The organism is Nocardioides koreensis (assembly GCF_039531775.1).
Classification (GTDB): Bacteria; Actinomycetota; Actinomycetes; order Propionibacteriales; family Nocardioidaceae; genus Nocardioides; species Nocardioides koreensis.
Map to the genome: position 1 here is coordinate 36261 of NZ_BAAAQR010000001.1, position 14034 is coordinate 50294.

General features: G+C 72.4%; 11 protein-coding genes. 4 read left to right on the forward strand and 7 right to left on the reverse strand.

Annotated features, from left to right (window positions below):
* Nucleotides 1-16 precede the first annotated feature (16 nt).
* Both ABD268_RS00160 and ABD268_RS00165 read left to right on the forward strand, forming a co-directional pair.
* Complete coding sequence (locus ABD268_RS00160; protein WP_344145747.1) at nucleotides 17-1228, forward strand: LCP family protein; 1212 nt, start codon at nucleotides 17-19, stop codon at nucleotides 1226-1228.
* Nucleotides 1225-2094 carry a crotonase/enoyl-CoA hydratase family protein gene (locus tag ABD268_RS00165; protein WP_344145750.1) on the forward strand — a complete coding sequence of 290 codons (870 nt, stop codon included), beginning with the start codon at nucleotides 1225-1227 and terminating at the stop codon, nucleotides 2092-2094. Before ABD268_RS00160 ends, ABD268_RS00165 begins: the two co-directional genes overlap by 4 nt.
* A gap of 65 nt (nucleotides 2095-2159) precedes the next feature.
* Here the strand turns inward: ABD268_RS00165 and ABD268_RS00170 are convergent, their stop codons facing one another.
* The 3 genes from ABD268_RS00170 to ABD268_RS00180 form a co-directional block, all read right to left on the reverse strand.
* Nucleotides 2160-2999 (reverse strand): sigma-70 family RNA polymerase sigma factor, encoded by an 840-nt coding sequence (locus ABD268_RS00170; protein WP_344145753.1) that lies wholly within the window; start codon nucleotides 2997-2999, stop codon nucleotides 2160-2162.
* A gap of 187 nt (nucleotides 3000-3186) precedes the next feature.
* A complete protein-coding gene (locus ABD268_RS00175; RefSeq protein WP_344145756.1) occupies nucleotides 3187-3921 on the reverse strand; it encodes an ANTAR domain-containing protein in 735 nt (244 codons plus the stop codon).
* Nucleotides 3922-4170: 249 nt separating this feature from the next.
* Nucleotides 4171-4908 carry a dienelactone hydrolase family protein gene (locus tag ABD268_RS00180; protein ID WP_344145759.1) on the reverse strand — a complete coding sequence of 246 codons (738 nt, stop codon included), beginning with the start codon at nucleotides 4906-4908 and terminating at the stop codon, nucleotides 4171-4173.
* Nucleotides 4909-5018: 110 nt separating this feature from the next.
* Here ABD268_RS00180 and ABD268_RS00185 point away from each other — a divergent pair, with 110 nt between their 5' ends.
* Nucleotides 5019-6776, forward strand: coding sequence for a SpoIIE family protein phosphatase (locus ABD268_RS00185; RefSeq protein ID WP_344145762.1), 1758 nt, complete (start codon nucleotides 5019-5021; stop codon nucleotides 6774-6776).
* Between the two features lie 4 nt (nucleotides 6777-6780).
* Here ABD268_RS00185 and ABD268_RS00190 read toward each other — a convergent pair whose 3' ends face one another.
* The 4 genes from ABD268_RS00190 to ABD268_RS00205 all read right to left on the reverse strand — a co-directional run bounded on the left by ABD268_RS00190 (nucleotide 6781) and on the right by ABD268_RS00205 (nucleotide 12276).
* The gene (locus tag ABD268_RS00190; protein ID WP_344145765.1) at nucleotides 6781-8358 is read right to left on the reverse strand and encodes a right-handed parallel beta-helix repeat-containing protein; all 1578 of its coding nucleotides are present in this window, start codon (nucleotides 8356-8358) and stop codon (nucleotides 6781-6783) included.
* Nucleotides 8355-9740, reverse strand: coding sequence for an O-antigen ligase family protein (locus tag ABD268_RS00195; protein WP_344145768.1), 1386 nt, complete (start codon nucleotides 9738-9740; stop codon nucleotides 8355-8357). The genes ABD268_RS00190 and ABD268_RS00195 overlap by 4 nt, the downstream gene beginning before the upstream one ends.
* A gap of 3 nt (nucleotides 9741-9743) precedes the next feature.
* Nucleotides 9744-11366 carry a Wzz/FepE/Etk N-terminal domain-containing protein gene (locus ABD268_RS00200; RefSeq protein WP_344145771.1) on the reverse strand — a complete coding sequence of 541 codons (1623 nt, stop codon included), beginning with the start codon at nucleotides 11364-11366 and terminating at the stop codon, nucleotides 9744-9746.
* 154 nt (nucleotides 11367-11520) lie between these two features.
* Complete coding sequence (locus ABD268_RS00205; RefSeq protein WP_344145774.1) at nucleotides 11521-12276, reverse strand: CPBP family intramembrane glutamic endopeptidase; 756 nt, start codon at nucleotides 12274-12276, stop codon at nucleotides 11521-11523.
* Nucleotides 12277-12430: 154 nt separating this feature from the next.
* On the opposite strand from ABD268_RS00205, the gene ABD268_RS00210 reads away from it, so the two are divergent.
* Nucleotides 12431-13900 (forward strand): hypothetical protein, encoded by a 1470-nt coding sequence (locus tag ABD268_RS00210; RefSeq protein WP_344145777.1) that lies wholly within the window; start codon nucleotides 12431-12433, stop codon nucleotides 13898-13900.
* Nucleotides 13901-14034 lie beyond the last annotated feature (134 nt).

The following is a 14034-nucleotide window of genomic DNA, read 5'->3' on the forward strand; positions in this document are numbered from 1 at the left end:
CGGTAGCGTCACCCGCATGGCTGACCGACCCCGCGGAAAGGGCGGGCCCGACGAGGGCACGCCCGGCTACAACTGGCTCTACGGCGGCAAGGGGGCGCCGCAGGAGGGAGCCGACGAGGACGCGACCCGGGCGGTGCCCCGCCAGCCACGCCCCGAGGAGACCCAGGTCATGGCGAGCGTGCCCCGACCCGGCCCCACCTCGCCGCCGCCCGCGTCCCCACCGCCGCCGCGCCGCCCGGCGCCCGCCCAGCGCCCCTCCCGCGGCCCCCGCCGACGCCCGAAGTTCCGGCTGCGCTGGCTGCTGGTCCTCCTGCTGCTGTGGGTCGTCTGGCTCGTGGCGGTGCCGCTGTTCGCGTGGTCGCAGGTCGACAAGGTCGAGTTCGAGCCCGACGCCGGCACCCGACCCGACGACCAGCCCGGCACGACGTACCTGATGGTCGGCAGCGACTCGCGCGCCGGCCTGAGCCCCGAGGAGCGCAAGGCCCTCGGCACCGGCAACGCGTCGGGACAGCGGACCGACACGATCATGCTGCTGCACACCGGCAGCGGGCCGAACCTGCTGATGTCGATCCCCCGCGACTCGCTGGTGGACATCCCCGGCCACGGCAACACCAAGATCAACGCGGCCTTCGCGTACGGCGGTCCGAAGCTGCTGGTGCACACGATCGAGAACGCGACCGGCATCCGCGTCGACGACTACGTCGAGATCGGCTTCGGCGGGGTCGTCGACGTCGTGGACGCGGTCGGCGGCGTCGAGATCTGCCCCAAGACCGACATGCAGGACAAGCTCGCCAATCTCGACATCAAGAAGGGGTGCCAGGAGGCGGACGGCGCGACCGCGCTCGGCTACGCCCGGTCCCGGCACACCGACCAGCAGTACGGCGACATCGGCCGCGCCGCCCACCAGCGTGAGGTGGTCTCGGCGGTCGGCAACAAGGTCGTCTCGCCGTGGACGGTCGTCAACCCCTTCCGCTACTGGAAGATCAACATGGCCGCGCCGGACTCGTTCGCCTTCGGTGAGGGCACCAGCCCGATCCGGGCGGCGATGTGGGCCACCGCCATGACCCGGGTCAACGGCGACAACGGCCTGACCTGCGGCGTGCCGATCTCGGACCTCGCCGTGCACTGGGACCCGGAGCGGTCGAAGCAGATGTTCGACTACATCATCAAGGACGAGACCGACAACCTCCCCAAGAGCCTGTGCACGCCGACGGGCACCCCGCAGTGAGCGGTTACGAGACCCTGACCTGGGAGGTCGACGGCGACGGCATCGCCACCCTCACCCTGAACCGGCCTGACGCGCTGAACGCCTTCGACCTGACGATGGCCCGGGAGCTGGAACGCTGCTTCCTGACCGACGCGCGCGACGACGACGTCCGCGCGGTCGTGGTGACCGGGTCCGGGCGCGCCTTCTGCGCGGGGATGGACCTCTCCGCGGAGGGGAACGTGTTCGGGCTCGACGAGTCGGTGCGCCCCACCCCCGAGGACCTGCGCGCGCACCTCGCCGAGGCGCCGTACCACGACGGCGTCCGCGACACGGGCGGCCGCGTCACGCTGGCGATCCACGCGCTGCCCAAGCCGGTGATCGCGGCCGTCAACGGACCGGCCGTCGGCATCGGGGCGACCATGACGCTCGCCATGGACCTGCGGCTGGCCTCGACCAGGGCCCGCATCGGGTTCGTCTTCGGGCGCCTCGGCATCGTGCCCGAGGCGGCCTCGAGCTGGTTCCTGCCCCGGATCGTGGGGATCCAGCAGGCCCTGGAGTGGGTCTACTCCGCCGAGGTCCTCGACGCGGAGACGGCCCTGGCCGGGCGCCTGGTGCGCTCCGTGCACGAGCCGGACGACCTGCTGCCGGCGGCGTACGACCTGGCCCGCTCGTTCGTCGTCGACCGGTCCCCCGTGGCCCTCGGCCTCGCCAAGCGGTTGCTCTACCGCAACGGGGCGGCGGCCGATCCCCTGGAGGCCCACCTGTCCGACTCGCTCGCGATGTTCTACACCTCGATCGGCGACGGCTTGGAGGGCGTGGCCGCCTTCAGGGAGAAGCGGGCACCGAGGTTCACCGGCAGGGCCTCCGAGCTGCCGACCATCTTCTGAGCACGAGCTCCTGAGCACGAAGGCCCCGGCGTCACCGCCGGGGCCTTCCGTGTCAGTCGGGGTCGTCAGGCGGCGCCGACGTGCTCCTCCTCCATCCGCTTGCGCAGGCGGGTGAGCAGCCGCGAGAGCAGCCGGGAGACCTGCATCTGGGTGACGCCGACCTCGGCACCGATCTCGGCCTGCGTGCAGCCGCCGAAGAAGCGCATCTCCAGGATGCGGCGCTCGCGCGGGGTGAGCCCGCTCATCACGCTCTTGAGCGCGACCCGGGCCTCCGCACTGGCGAAGCCGGGGTCGACGCCGCCGAGGCGGTCCCCGGGTCCGCTCTCGCCCTCGGCGAGGGGGGTGTCCAGCGAGACCGGGGCGAAGCAGCCGTTGGCGGCCAGCGAGTCCAGGACCAGCTCCAGGTCGACCCCGAGGTGCGCGGCGACCTCGCTGGGTCGCGGGGAGCGGCCCAGGCTCTGGTAGAGCTCGCCCTCCGCCGCGGTGATCTTCGTCTGCAGCTCCTGCACCGAGCGCGGCGGCCGGATGGTCCAGCCGAAGTCACGGAAGTAGCGCCGGATCTCGCCGCGGATGGTCGGCACGGCGAAGCTGAGGAAGTCCGCACCGTGCGAGGGGTCGAACCCGTGGACGGCCTTCACCAGGCCGAGGTTCGCGACCTGGTCCAGGTCGTCACCCGGGATCCCCCGGTTGTGGTAGCGACGGGCGATCTCACCCGCGACCTGCATGTTGATCCGGATGACCTCGTCGTGCAGGGCAGTGCGCTCCTGCGGCGAGTCGGTCCTCGACGCCTCGTCGAGCAGACGAGCGGTCTCCGCCCGTCGGCTGGCGCGTGCGTTGTTCGCGGCTGAGGTCGCAGGCGACTCAGCCGTGGTGGTGCTGTCGTGGGATGTCGCGACATGCCCCATCAGGAAACACCTCCGCAATGAAGGTCTGACGTGGCACGTTGGCTCGACCACTGGTCCCGATCGTGGCATGCCGCGAACATCCCCCACAACACCCGCCGGGGTGAGGGACCTGGTGACCACCCACGACGATGGGATCCACTCCTCAGTACCCGGTGGGAGTGCCCGCAAACCAGCCCGGTCGGGCCGATCAGGACCGGTTACCGGACGCGCCGCCCTGCGCCCGGTAGACGAGCGCGGCCGCCACGTCCGCGACGCGGACGTTGGTGTCGTTGGAGAGCTTCACGAGGTGCCTGAAGGCCTCGTCCGGGGTGCACCGACGCTCGGCCATGACCAGACCCTTGGCCTGGTCGATCGTCGAGCGCGAGCTCAGCGCCTCGCGCAGCTGCGCGATCTCCTCGGCCATCGCGTTGAAGTCGTTGACGGCGATCAGCATCGAGCGTGCCTCCGCCTCCTCGTCACGCGCGGCCGCCCGCAGGCGCAGCTCCCGGTCCCGCCGCTTCTCCAGCGACCTGAGCGCCTCCGGGGTCAGGTCGCTGACGTCGTCGACGTGCATCAGGATCCCCACGACCCGGTCGCCGTCGTGGACCGGCGCGCAGGCCGGGGCCCAGTGCCTGGTGCGGTAGCGGGGCTCGCCTGCCCGCTCGATCAGGTCGTAGCGCTGCACGATCAGGTGCTCGGGACGCCGGTCGCGGAGCACCCGCTCGAACGACGCCGCGAAGGCGGGGGCGCCGCCCACCTCGGGGTTGTCGGGGAAGGCCTCGAAGAGGTTGATCGACAGCAGCTCGTCAGGCGTGCGATCGGTGGCGCGCAGGTACGCCGGGTTCGCGGCCCGGATGACGAAGTCGGTGTCCAGCATGACCGTGGGCGAGATCAGGGCGTCGAACGCGGCATCCCTGCTGAGTGCAGGTGAGGGGCGGGTCATTCGGGGAGCCTCGGGGTCGCTGCGGCGTCCCGGCTCGTCACGGGCGCCTCTCGGGGCACGACGGTTGGAGGTCCAGCACGGTCGCGACTATACGCACGGGCGGCAGGGGCGACCACCGCAGCGACCTCGGAACCGACGTTGGCCGGGCCCGGGAGTCGATGCCGTCCCCCTCGGGAACGACTCCGGCACCAGGCCCGTGGCAGCGTCGTACCCCCGGCCGCACGGCCCATGCCCCGGAGCCGGAAGTTTTTAGAGGGTGCGCTCGAACAGACCCCGCAGGGCCGCGAAGTGGCGCTCGGTCGCGGCCTCGTCGTACGGCGCGGTGTCGGCCATCGTGTAGCCGTGCCGGGCCCCCGGGTAGACCTCGTTGGTGTACCGCAGCCCCGCCTCCTCCAGGGCCTGCCCGAGCGCCTCGACGGCCTGCGGCGGCATCGATCGGTCGCCGTCGGCGTGGCCGTAGACGAACTCCGCCCGGGCGTGCGCGATCTGGTGGTGCGGGCTGTCGGGACCGTCGACGACCAGGCCGCCGCCGTGGAACCCACCGACCGCGGCGACCACGTCGGGCCGCAGGCCGGCGGTCCGGGTGGCCAGGCGGGCGCCCATGCAGTAGCCGGTGACCCCGATCGGGGCCCGTGCGTGCTCGAGCAGCGTGTCGACCCACAGCCGGCTGTCGGGGTCGGACCGGTCGGGGGTGAGCGCCCCGACCCGGGCCATCGCACCCGCGGCGAAGAACTTCTCGCGGTTCTCGGCGACGGTCAGGTCCCCCGTCGGTGCGAGGTCCGCGACCCGACCGTCGCGGTGGAAGACGTGGGGCGCCAGCACGACGTACCCCCAGGAGGCGATGCGCTCGACCATCTCCTCGATCCGGGGGCGGAGCCCGAAGGCATCCATGTAGAAGAGCACCCCCGGACGGGGGCTGTCGTCGGGGCGGGCCAGGTAGGCCTCGGCCGGGCCGTCGGACGTCTGGATCTCGATGGTCTCTCCCATGCTCGCGACGTTACGAGCAGGTGCCGAAAGGATCTGCCCCTGGGGACCTCGTGGCAGGCACAATGGGCCGACCCAGCGGGACCAGCCGCGGCGGAGCCGGAGGTGACGATGTGCAGCGCTACATCGACGAGCTGCAGCTGCTGCACGCCATCCGGCTCGCAGTGGTGGCGACCGACCGTGAGGGAGTCATCACGTTCGTCAACGAGGCGGCCACCGAGACCTACGCCAGCGAGGACGTGGGCCTGCTCGGACGCAACGTCCTGGAGCTCCTGGCCCCGGACCCGGACGCGAGGACGTCCTTCGACCTCGGCGTGGTCCTCGCGGGCGCGACGTGGCGCGGTGACCTGACCGTCAGGCGGCCGCGCGGCGACACGTTCCTCGCCGCGGTCTCCGCGACCCCGGTGCGGGACGGTGAGGACGACGTGGTCGGCGCCGTGGTCGTCGCCGAGGACATGACCGACATCCGCGAGGCCGAGGCCCAGGCGACCGCGAGCGAGCAACGCCTGCGGCTGGCGCACGAGGCCGCCCAGCTCGGCAGCTGGCAGTGGGACATGGCCACCGGCGTCACGGTGTGGGACGAACAGCTGGAGGCCATCTACGGCATGCCACCCGGCGGTTTCGACGGCACCTTCGAGGCCTGGGAGGCGACCGTGCACCCGGAGGACCACGACGAGGTGATGGCGATCGTCCAGGACGCCATGGAGAAGCGGTCGTCGTACGTCCTGCGCAACCGGATGTTCTGGCCCGACGGCACGCTGCGGTGGATCGAGGCGCACGGCCGGGTCACCACCGACGAGCAGGGCAACCCCTCCGGGACGATCGGCTGCGTGCGCGACGTCACCGACCGGGTGCTGGTCCAGGAGCGCGAGGCGGCCGCGGCTGCGCGGGCCCTGCTGCTGCAGGAGGTGACGGCGGACTTCTTCAGGGCCTGGACGGTCGAGGAGGTCGAGGCGGTGCTCGCCGCGAGCCTCGGACGGGTGGCCCGGATCCTGCCGCCGGGGGTCGAGCTCCGGGTCCCCGACGGGCTGGCCTCGGTCACCGGCGGCGACGCGCTCGTGGCCGGTTCCCCGGCTCCGCTGTCCCGTGAGGACGTCCAGCTGCTCGACACCCTGGCCGCGCAGTGCGCCATCGCCGCGCAGCGCGCCGCCCTGCAGGCCCGGACCTCCGACATCGCCGAGCAGCTGCAGTCCAGCCTGGCGGCGAGTCCGCTGCCGGAGCTGGACCGGTTCGAGCTCGCGGTGCACTACGCCCCGGGTGGTGATGCCCTCGAGCACGTGGGCGGGGACTGGTACGACGCCGTGCGCACCGCCTCCGGGACGCTGGCCCTCATCGTCGGCGACGTGATGGGCCGGGGCGTGGGGGCGGCGACCACGATGATCCGGGTCCGGGCCGGAATCCGCGGCCTGCTCACCGTCGACCCGTCTCCCCGAGCGGTGCTCGCCGCGGCCGACGAGATGATGAACCGCGACGCGCCCGACCAGTTCGTGACGGCCGCCGCGGTCCTCGTGGACCCGAGGACGGGAGCGCTCACCGTGTGCAACGCCGGCCACATGCCGGTCGTCGTGGTGCATCCGGACGGGGAGACCGAGGCGCTCGGAGCGGGCTCGGGCGTCCCGCTGGGCGTCGTGCGGCGCCTGGACCGCGGGGTGGTGACCGGACGGCTCGAGCCGGGTGCGCTGATCGTGATGGTGACCGACGGCGTCGTCGAGTCCCGCACCTACGACCTCGACTGGGGCATCGCGCGCCTGCGCGTGCGGGCCGCGGAGATGCGGGACCGGCCGCTCGACGAGCTGGTCGCCGGGCTCGCGGCGCTGGCCGACGAGTCGTTGCAGGACGACGTCACCGTCGTCGCCGCCCGGCTCAGGTGACCGGTCACGAACGCGCTCCGGGGCCCAGCACCTCGGCCCTGCCCGTGCCGTCGTGGTCGTTCCCGAGACCGCGCCACGACCACCAGCCCAGGTCCTCGTCACCCCAGGAGAAGTGAGGCTCCGTCAGGGAGTCGAGGTGGTAGGTGTTGCCCTCGAAGCGGTTGTGCCCGGTCGTGAAGATGCCCGGTGCACCCGTGTCCTGGACCGCGCCGGTGGTCTGACCGCCGCGCATGGTGACGGTGTTGCCGCGGACCCACACGTTCCGCACGACGTGGGGGCCGTGGGGCGTCGGCGCCTCCCGGGCCCGGTGACCACTGTCGAGCAGCACGATCCCGTTGGCATTGCCCGCGAGGGTGTTGTGCGCGACCTCGATGAGGCCGGTCCCGCCGGAGGACTGGATCTGGATGCCGGCGTCCCAGGCCCACCCCTTGTGCCTCCGGCCGTTCCCGGTGATCTCGTTGTGGGCGATCGTGGCGTCGTAGCTGATCTCGTGCTGGATGCCCGCGCCCCGGTTGTCGGCGATCTCGTTCCAGGCGTAGGTCGTGTCCATGTTGCCGCCGTCGGCCCAGAGCCCGGGGCCGCTGTTGTCGTGCACGTGGTTGTGGGCGAGCCTCAGGCGCTCGGTCATCCAGAGCTTGCTGCCCCCCGCCTCCCAGTCGGCGGAGTAGCCGGCGGTGCCGTTGAAGGAGATCTCGTTGTTGCTGACGACCGAGCCGGCGCCCCAGGCCCCGAAGCCCAGCTGCCCCTGGTGGTCGATGCGGTTGCCCCGCAGGACGGTGTCGTTCCCGAAGCCGACGCCGACCCCGTGGTTGAGGCGCACCTCGTTGTGGACGATCCGCCAGCCGGAGCCGGCGTCCGTCCCCCGGCCGACCCGGCGGTTCTCGATCGCGGCCACCTGCGCCTCGTTGGCGGCTTCCTCCAGGACGAGGTTCGCCACCGTGACGTCGTCGACGACCGCGCGGACCAGGGCGGGGGCGACGGCCTGCTCCACCAGGTGACCCCGGGGGTCGTCGCCGATCGAGATCGTGCCGGTTCGGTAGTCGGCGTACACGTCGCCGCCGGCGACCGCGGCCCGGGAGGCCACGCGCTCGAGCCGCCGCTTGTCGCGGAAGACGTCCTCGGTGGCTGCGCAGGTCGGCACGGACGCCCGGCACTCCCCGTGGTCACCGGGGCTCGGGGGCAGGAACCCCTGCGTCGTCCAGACGCGGCCCTCCCGGCGCCAGCCGGTGAGGACCCTCGAGCCGCTCAGCACCGCGCCCCGGTCCCCGACCAGGGCGTCCCCGCGCTCGGGCACGAGGGGGGTGTCCACCCGGTGGGTACCGGCGGACAGGCAGAACGTCGTGCCGGGCGGGTGCGCGTCGATGACCGCCTGGGCGTCGACGCTCGCGTCGATCACGACGCCGTCACAGGTCCGCGGGACCGGGCCGAGCTGGCCGGTGAGTCCCGGCTCGGTCGCCGCAGGTGTGGGCGCCCCGGGCTCCGCGGGCCGGCCGTGCGGGTCGCCCTGGGTCAGCACGAGCAGGAGCACCCCCAGCATCGAGACGGCCACGGCCCACGCGGAGCCGCGCGACCTCGCCGTCACGGCGCGTCGCGCGATCGTGCCGACGACACCGGCGACACCGGGGCCGCAGTGGCCTCAGTGGCCTCAGGGGTGGCCGGAACCTCGGCCCAGGCCCGGACGCTGGTCACCGCCACGCCGATCCCGAACGTGGTCCAGAGCAGGACCGCCACCTGCGGTCCCTCCAGCTGGGGGTCGAAGATCGAGGACACCAGGATGCTGGTCGTCAGCGTCAGGCACAGCACGGCGATCCGGCTGCGCGCGTGCAGCCCCTGCCGCTCCAGGCGTCGACAGCCCGTGACGAGGCGTCGGTACCAGCCCAGCCACAGCGCGATCCAGAGCGAGAAGCCCACCAGCCCCATCCGGGCCAGGACGTGGAGGTGCGAGTTGTGGGGGCTGCGCAGGGAGTCCTCGCCGGCGTCGTACACGCCCACGTCCGCGGCGAGGTTCGGACCGAACCCGGAGCCGTCGACGAGGAGACCGTCGCTCACCTGCTTGTCGAGGATCTTCGACCAGAGCTCCTCACGACCCTGCACCGTGCCGCCCAGGTTGCCGGGCGACTCCTTGCCTCCCAGGCTGGCCACGTTGGCGACCAGCTGGGACGCCGAGAACTCTCGCCCCTGGACTCCTGAGAACGGGACCTGCACGGACAACAGGGTGGCCAGGCCGAGGCCGAGGACGAGAGCCACGACCGCAGGAACGATCAGCCGCAGCCGCTCCCGGACGAACACCAGCCCGACCATCGCACCCGCCGAGACACCGAGCAGGCCGCCACGGTTCTGGGTCGCGGCGAGCGCGATGACCAGGAACGCCAGGAAGCTCCACGCCGCCCGACGCCGGACGCTGCGTCCCTCGGGGAACAGCCACAGGCAGCCGAGCGCGAGGACGGCGGCGATCGCCGCGTTCCCCGGCTTGTGCTCCAGGACCGACACGGTGGAGAACGGAACGACGGGTGCCTGCCCGGCCAGCGGCGCCAGGAGCAGACCGATCGGCAGCCAGACCAGCAGCCAGGGGATCAACCGACCGAGCTGGACGACCAGGCGCTCGGGAAGGCCGGGCGACCTCGCCGTCGCGGCGACGGCGAGGAACGCGAAGCCGCAGTAGTACCAGAGGGCCGAGTCCCGCACGGCGTCCATCCCGTAGGCGCCGAGTCCCGGGAGGGCCCGGATCAGCCCCCAGAGGACGAACGCGCCGAGCAGCGCGAGCAGCGGCTCGTCACGCAGCGGCACGCGCAGGTAGCCGGTCACGGTGAGCACTGCAAGTGCCCCCACGGCCAGCACCATCTCGCCGACGAAGAGTGGGGCCCCGGGGAGGTGGAGGTAGGCGAAGGCCTTGTCGAACATCAGGTAGCCGCCGAGGAGCGGACCGATCAACCCGGCGTAGAGGACGAGCAGGCGTCCGGACACGGGCTAGCGACGCACCTCAGGCGCCGGTGACGGACGGCCCAGCCAGCCCTTCGCACGGACCAGCCAGTCCCGCGGGCGATCGAACCGGCCCGTGCTGCGGGACACCAGGTCCTGCAGGCGTCCGAGACCGGACCGGGCCGGCTCCCGACGGTAGATGTAGCCGACGGGACTTGCCTCGATCAGGTCGAGACGCCCCAGGAGGTCGAGATGTTCCCGCAGCGGCTCATGGGGGCCCATGACGACCACCACCGCTTCGCAGGCATCGACGAGCTCGGTGGCGACGGCGACCTCCAGCAGGGCGGGGCTGTCGACCAGCACGACCTCGTACCCCGCCTTGCCTTTGCCGAGCACCTGCCTCACCGCGCTGAGGTAGGCGGCGCCGGTCACCGTCTGCGCCGTCGGCGCGCCCGAGGGCAGGACGGCCACCTTCGGGTGGAGCGGGCTGTGCTCGATGCACTCGGTCAGGCTTCGGGTCCCGGCGAGCACCTGCTCGAAGCCGTCCGTGCTCGCGCGGTCGGGCAGCAGCAGGTCGGTGAGCTCGCCGCGGGAGGCATCCGCGTCCACCGCGAGCACCCGGGCCCCGCTCTCCGCGACGGCGAGGGCCAGGTTGGCCACGACGGCGCTCCTTGCCGGGTCCGCCACCGTCGACACGAAGGCCAACGACAGCCTCTTGCCGTGCTCGGCGCGAATGCGCTGGACGGATCCGGCAGTGAACCGGAACGCCTCGGCGTCGGCGGAACGCGGGGCGTCGGTCATCGCCAACCGGCCGGGCACCCCGGCGAGACCCGGCGAGGCCGAGCTCCTCGAGGACGCCGGGACCCCGCCGAGCAGCGGAGCGTCGTAGAGCGCCGCGGGCTGGAGCTCGTCGTCGAAGCACCTGCGGCGACTCGCCCGGGCGAACGCCAGGCCGGCGCCGAGGACGGTGCCGATCAGCAGACCTGTGACACCGGACTTCTTGACGTTGCCGTTCACCGGAACCTGGGGCTCGGCGGCCCAGGCGACCACCGGGTGCCGCGCCAGGTCCATCTGCTGGGTGACCAGCGCCTCGGTCCGTTGGTCGAGGAGGTCGGTGAGCTGCCCCCGGGTCCGCGCGTCCTTGATGGCCTTCTCGATGCCGGCGACGGTGGCCTCGCCCTGGGTCATGATGCTGTCGGCTCGCGCCTCGTCGAAAGCCCGGAGCACGGCGTTGGCGCCCTCCTGCGCGACCTCGGCGTCCGGCCAGATGAAGGCCACGGTGACGATGTTGGCGCCGTACGCGCCGGCGATGGTCGCCGCGGGCGGGATGATCTCCAGCGATGCGCCCTCACCCTTGAAGTCACCCTTGGTCAACACCTGCCGACCGAGGGAGCGGTTGGCGATGTCGGCGGCGCGTTCGGCGACATCCGGGGACTGCAGCAGCAGGACCTGGCTGTCGAGGTACTGGTCGCTGGCCTGGTCCGCCGCGGACAACGGCTGCGGCACCGTGACTGTTGCCTGGGCACGGAAAGCTTCCGGCTGCGCCAGCGTGAGACCGACCGCCACCGCGACGGTGGCGAGCACCACCGCCACCACCATGGCGCTGTGACGGCGAACGGCACCGAACACGGTCGGCTCGAACCGAAAGTGCTCGAGGTTGCTGTCGGCCATCGCTCGACCCTAGGTCAGCCGAGCCGACCAGGACGCTATCGATTTGAGGCATATCCGCTCAGGCGAAGGTCCCTCGCCCGAGGGCACTTCCGGGGAGGCAGACCGCCCTTCTCCGAGCCTGCTGCCAGCAAATGCGCAGGTCAGAGCCCGCCGGCTAGAGCACGAGGGTGAGCACGACGATGACGACGAAGACGCTCTGGACCGAGTGCACGATGATCCCCATCCACGCGCTCTGGAACCGCCGCGAGGGATGGGCCTCGAGGAAGATGCCCTCCACGAGCGTGGTCGGCATGCTCCACGGCTGGTGCAGGTGGTACAGCGTGAACAGGAGGCCGTTGGCGACCCAGTCGCGCTTCCCGAAGACGGCTTGCATGCGCGGGAGCAGCAATCCGCGGAAGAGCAGCTCCTCACCGAGCACGGTGTTGAAGATGACGAACACCACGACCACGGCGAACCAGCCCCATGCTCCGCTGAAGAAGGCCTCGCCGCGGTCAGAGCCGAGGAAGTCGCCCAGGTTCCTGACCGAGGGACCCGGGACGAGCCCCCCGGTGCCCAGCTGCCAGACGGCGACGAGCACGACGAAGAGGAGCGCCCACCACCAGACCTTGCCGCCCACGCGTCCGGTCTTCGGATCCTGGGGTGGTCGCAGCCACAGCGCGTCGCGCACGCGCGACCATTCCAGTCCCCCGAGCTCCCGCCGGAGGAGGATCAGAACCAGGACGAACTGCCAGATGAGCCCGGCGGTGAGGCAGATCAGCAGCGCTTCGGCCAATGGTTCGTCGCCCCCGAGCTGGTCCTCGAGCCACGGAGTGACGATCCAGGCCAGGACACCCATCGGGACGGCCGCTGCTGCCCAGACCCCGAGGATCTGGACGAGGGAGTACTGCCTGACGGCTTGATGCCGGTCCACCGACACCTGACTGCTCTGAATGGTCGGCCTCCTTCCGGTGGCCCCTCAATCGATGCTTGCGCCACGGGTCGGCATCCAGCAAGGGCCGAAGGCCTTGGCTGGCGGCCGGAAGTCCGGGATGCGCAGCACGGGCGGGCCCGGACATGATGGGCCCATGAGCCCCGACCAGCACGGAGTCGTCTTCCCGCTGTCCGGCGACGGCCGGCGCAGCACCACGGCCGTGGGCCGCGCAGTGGTCGCCGACGCGCTCCGCGCCTCCGACCCCACGGGTGCGCTCCAGGCCGAGCAGGAGACCAACTGGCGCTCGGGCTATCTCCTGCACTTCCGCCGCCTCGTGGAAGCGGGGCTGGCGTCGAAGGATGCCAGCCTCGGCATCGCCACCGCGGGGCTCGCCGCGCTCCGTTCCCGGATGGCGGTCGTCGACGGCTCCGGAGACGAGCGCCGGCTCGAGGAATGGGCGGCATCGGATCCGCAGCAGTGCCTCGAGACGGTGGCGGTGACCGGGACCGGTACGCCGGAGCGGGAGCTGTCGCTGCCCTTCCACGGGCAGCGGCTGCGGGGCGACGCGCTGCGCACCCGTCTCGACGCGTGGGTCACGGAGGGGGTGCTCGAGCCGTCCGCCGCCGACGCCGTGCGAGCAGTCATGGCGAACCCCGAGTGGCTGCGTCTGGACGGCCGCACGGTGGCCGTGCTCGGGGCCGCCGCCGAGATGGGGCCGCTGCAGGCCCTGCTCCGCTGGGGCGCGCGGGTGGCCGCCGTGGACCTGCCGCGGCCCGAGCTCTGGGATCGCCTCACGCACACAGCGGCGGCAGGAGCCGGGACGCTGCTGGTTCCCGCCCGACCGGGCGGGTCGGAGGAGCTCGAGCGACGGGCCGGTGCCGACCTGGTCGCCGACGTACCCGCCGTGGCCGGCTGGCTCGGCGACATGCCCGGCCCGCTGGTCCTCGGCAACTACGTGTACGCCGACGGCGCCACGAACGTCCGCCTGTCAGTGGCGGTCGACGCGCTCACCACGCGCCTGCAGGACGTCCGCGACGACCTCGCGTTGGCGTTCCTCGCCACCCCGACCGACGTGTTCGCCGTCCCTCGCGAGGCCGTGGAGCAGGCCACCCGCAACTACGAGCAGCGGTCCGGCACCGCCAGGCTGCTCGGCCGGCCGCTGCGTGCTGCCAGCGCGGGTCGGCTGCTGCGACGCGCGTACGTCCGTGACGCCGACCCCGGCATCAACGACAGCCTGGTCCCCCAGCAGGGCCCCAACTACGCGCTGGCCAAGCGGCTGCAGCGCTGGCGTGGGGCGGTCGCCCGCGACGCGGGCGCGACGGTCTCGCTGAACGTCGCACCTCCCACCCGCACGCGCTCGGTCGTCAAGAACCGCGCCCTCGCCGCGGCGTACGCCGGGGCCCACCGGTTCGGTGTCGAGGTCTTCGAGCCCGCCACCGCCAACGTGCTGATGGCCGCCCTGCTCGTGCACGACCTGCACACCGGAGGCGGCCCCGCCCACGCACACCCCTGGCAGGACGAGGCGTACGGCGCGGTGCACGGCGGGCTGTGGCGCTCGGCGTACGCGCCGCGCAGCGCCCTCGGCCTGGCCGCGCTCCTCGGCTACGGCGCCTCCCGGAGCTGATCGTTCAGAGCTCGGACTGGATCCCCGCGAGCAGCTGGCGGGCCATCACGATCCGCTGGACCTGGTTGGTGCCCTCGTAGATCTGGGTGGTCTTGGCAGCACCCCCCGCGCACCCCCGCTGACCTGCGCTTTCG